Source organism: Pseudomonadales bacterium (genome assembly GCA_013215025.1).
Taxonomy (GTDB): domain Bacteria; phylum Pseudomonadota; class Gammaproteobacteria; order Pseudomonadales; family DT-91; genus DT-91.
In genome coordinates this window covers 1-3,449 of the sequence record JABSRR010000225.1, presented here as the reverse complement: position 1 = coordinate 3,449, position 3,449 = coordinate 1, and the positions used below count along the sequence as shown (strand labels likewise).

Genomic DNA, 3,449 nt, shown 5'->3' with positions numbered 1-3,449 from the left:
AAACCCAAGGCTCAGCGCCTGAAGCGAGTATTCGCCATCGATATTGAGACCTGCCCGGATTGCGGGGGCAAGCTGCGGGTCATTGCTTGTGTCGAGGAGCCTGCCCTAATCGCGAAGATTCTGGGGCATATTCGGGCCCGAGATGAGTTGGGTGGTGTGGAGGCCAGGACGCCGCCAGTAGACCGGGCGAAAGGATTCAAATTGAATGAATGGATCTTAGTGTCCAGGGGTGATTGCACGCCGGTGCTCTGGAACGGCACAGTTTTGGGAGTTTTGGTGCGCTCGAAGGGCTTGCGAAGCGATCATTTTCGTACGTTCCGCAATTGGAAACGGACTCATTGAGGTCGGTTCCGGCGAGTCACTATCGGGCCGATAAGCTGAAAAGGTGGTTGATAGTGCCTATCCGCCCCTGTAATACAATCATGCCATGGATGAAGCTGCTTCCATAGACATTGGTTGGCGATCAGCCCTTTTGATGGCTGTCTGCATGCCGGTGTTGTTGTCTGCCTTGATATTGCTGTGGCAAAAGACTGAGGCCAAGGCAGCCCGCTATCTCAGCCTGTTCCTAATGGCAGCCGTGATTGTGGTGATCCCTCAAATCATTGGATTTGCTGGCTTTTATTCAGTCTACCCTGGACTGACGTTTGCCCCTTTTAGTGTCGAGATGTTTTTGGGCCCATTGCTGCTGTTACACGTTCACCACTTGATGTACCAGGCACCGCCAAAACACCTCAAATGGCTGTTCATACCCGGTGTCGTTCAAGTTGTTTATTACCTGTGGGCCTTCACCATGTTGGGTGATTACAAAAACAAATGGGCTTATAACAACGCCTTCCATGAGCCCTATGTGATGCCGGTTGAAGTGGTGATTGGTGTGGGTCTGTTTGTGTATTGCTGGGCCAAAACTTATTTGCTCAGCCGAGACTATGAAAAGTACTTGGAAAACAACCAATCTGTGGCCAGTGAATTCAAACCGGTTTGGGTGTATCAACTGTTGATCGCTTCATTGGTGCTCCTGGTGTTCTTCATCGCGGTGCAAGTAGTCCCCGTATTCATCACTGACATGTCTTATGTGGAAGAGTATCCATTGGTGGTGTTGATGATGGCTATCTTGGCGTGGGTGGGCATAGATGCGATCAGGAAACTACAGTATCGGTTTCCCAAAATTGAATCTGCAGGCCATGCCGCTGAAGCGGCCAATGCCTGGCAACAAAAAGACTGGATTGATGAAGCCGCTGAATTGGAACGACAAATGGCCATTGAACAATGGTATCTAGAACCTCGGCTGTCTTTGCGGCAGTTGGCCCAACACCTAGGCAGCAACGAATCTTATGTGTCTCGCACCATCAATCAAGGCATCGGGCTGTCCTTCAATCAATACATCAATCAATGGCGGATCAAACACGCCAAAACACAGTTGGAACAACCGCATCAATCGGTGTTAAACCTGGCCTTGGAATCCGGCTTCAATTCCAAAGCCACCTTCAACCGCGTGTTCAAAAAACAGGTCGGTCTTACACCCAGTCAATATCGAAATAAGTTTAACAACCACTGAAAAGCGCTGAGCAGCTTCACCCGCCGAGCCGCTTGGTGAGCTTTGCGAATGAGAGGCGAAGAGCGCGAAGAACACAGTCATGTTCGCTGTGTTCCTTTCACTTTTGTCTCGTACAAAGTGAAAGAGGCCCCAGGCACATTCCTTGTAACGTCTCAAATCCAGTAAAACAGGTCTCAATTCATGGCTTAGGACGATCACAGGCCTGAAATGGATAGCGTGGAGGTATCCAAAACATGAGACCTCGATATGAAACCAGCAATCACCCTGTTCTTACTAACATTACTGCCATTACTGCCATTCAATGGCTTCGCTAATCACCCCAGAGACCAATGGCTCAGCACGGACCAAATCATTGCTGATACCCAACTGGCTCAAGAAACTTATGAACGCATCCATCCTGGCTATGACCGCTATACAGATGCGCAAACATTGAACACCGCTTGGGACCAAATCATCCAACAAGCAAAAACCAACAAGGGCATGCGCTTGGGGGACTATTACCTGAAACTGAGTGAAACATTGGCTTTGATGCGCTGTGACCACACCAAAGCAGAATTGCCCAAGGCACTGGCCGATGCGCGTGGCACCACGCCTGTTTACTTGCCGTTTCGGTGGCAAATGATCGAAAACGAAGTGGTGGTGCTTCGCGCCACTGCTGACTCCGGACTTAAATTGGGTGATGTCATCACCCACATCGATGGTCAAGCCATTGGCGATCGCATAGATCAGTTGTACCGGTATGTGCCAACCGACGGCTTCACCGACCACAGCAAAATCAATGCCATTGCTTCGTCCTCAGAACATCGTGGCGGCGCGCTGGATCATTTTGGGGCGATGTTGTGGCCCCACTCCAGTCAGGTGAATATTCACTATTTGGACCAGCAGGGTCAAAGCCAGGAAAAGTCCATGGCTAGGATAAATTACAGCGCGTGGAAAAAGCTCGGTGGTTCCCAGCGCCGAAATTTCATCGATGCAGTTGAATTCAAACAGGTGGATGATCGGACTGGTTATTTGAAAATTGACACTTTCGTGAATTACCGCATCCCCATCAAACCCGACAAGCTGTTCGATCCCATCTTCAAACAACTACAACAAAACCCAAGCCAACGGTTGATTTTGGATTTGCGGGAAAACGGCGGTGGCTCTAGTGAACCACGGCAACGCCTGCTGGCACACTTGATGCCAAACAAGTTTCGTCCGGTCAAAGACGTGCGCATCAAGACCCTCAATTTAGATGGTCTGAGAGAACATTTATTCACTTGGGAAAAATCCGCCTTGAAGCCCAAGGCGAGTAAATTCAACCAAAACGATGATGGCAGCTACAGCTTCAAACCCCATGTTTTGAAAGCGACCCAATGGATCAAACCAGACAAACGGGCGTTTACTGGCCAATTAATTGTATTGACCAGTCGCAACAATTCTTCTGGCAGCACTAACCTATTGGCGGTGTTAACTGGTCGACCCAACACGACTTTCGTTGGTGAACCCACTGGTGGCTCCATGGAAGGTCCAACGGCAGGTATTTTATTCTTCTTGAAGTTGCCAGCCAGCGGCATCACCACCCGCGTTCCGATATTCCGACAATACAATGATGTGGCTCAATTCGAGCCTGGTATGGGCCTTTCCCCAGATGTGGCGGCCAGCCAAAATAAACAAGATTTACTCAATGGCATTGACACCATCTTACAAACAGCCATTGACTTATCTGAATGATGTTATTGGCAAGGTCGTTGTTAATGTCAACGGCCTTCGTTGTTGACGAACATCATCCCGGGGGCATCCTGATGTCTGGTGACAAAGCCCCTGGACTCATAAAACTGGGTTTTGCCATGGGCTGAAAAAAAATTGAATGGCCCGAATGTGCGCTCGTTGACAAGCGGCTATCAAGCGGTTC

At 49.5% G+C, this 3,449-nt stretch carries 2 protein-coding genes; both read left to right on the top strand.

Annotated features, from left to right (window positions below; translation table 11 throughout):
- Positions 1-427: 427 nt before the first annotated feature.
- Positions 428-1,555 (top strand): helix-turn-helix transcriptional regulator, encoded by a 1,128-nt coding sequence (locus HRU21_12140; GenBank protein NRA43040.1) that lies wholly within the window; start codon positions 428-430, stop codon positions 1,553-1,555.
- A 246-nt stretch (positions 1,556-1,801) separates the two neighbouring features.
- On the top strand, positions 1,802-3,268 hold the full coding sequence (locus HRU21_12135) for a hypothetical protein (protein NRA43039.1): 1,467 nt from the start codon (positions 1,802-1,804) through the stop codon (positions 3,266-3,268).
- Positions 3,269-3,449 lie beyond the last annotated feature (181 nt).

Bases quoted from the DNA above. Each gene is read 5' to 3' on its own strand.
- HRU21_12140 (NRA43040.1), top strand. From the start codon at position 428: ATGGATGAAGCTGCTTCCATAGACATTGGTTGGCGATCAGCCCTTTTG.
- HRU21_12135 (NRA43039.1), top strand. From the start codon at position 1,802: ATGAAACCAGCAATCACCCTGTTCTTACTAACATTACTGCCATTACTG.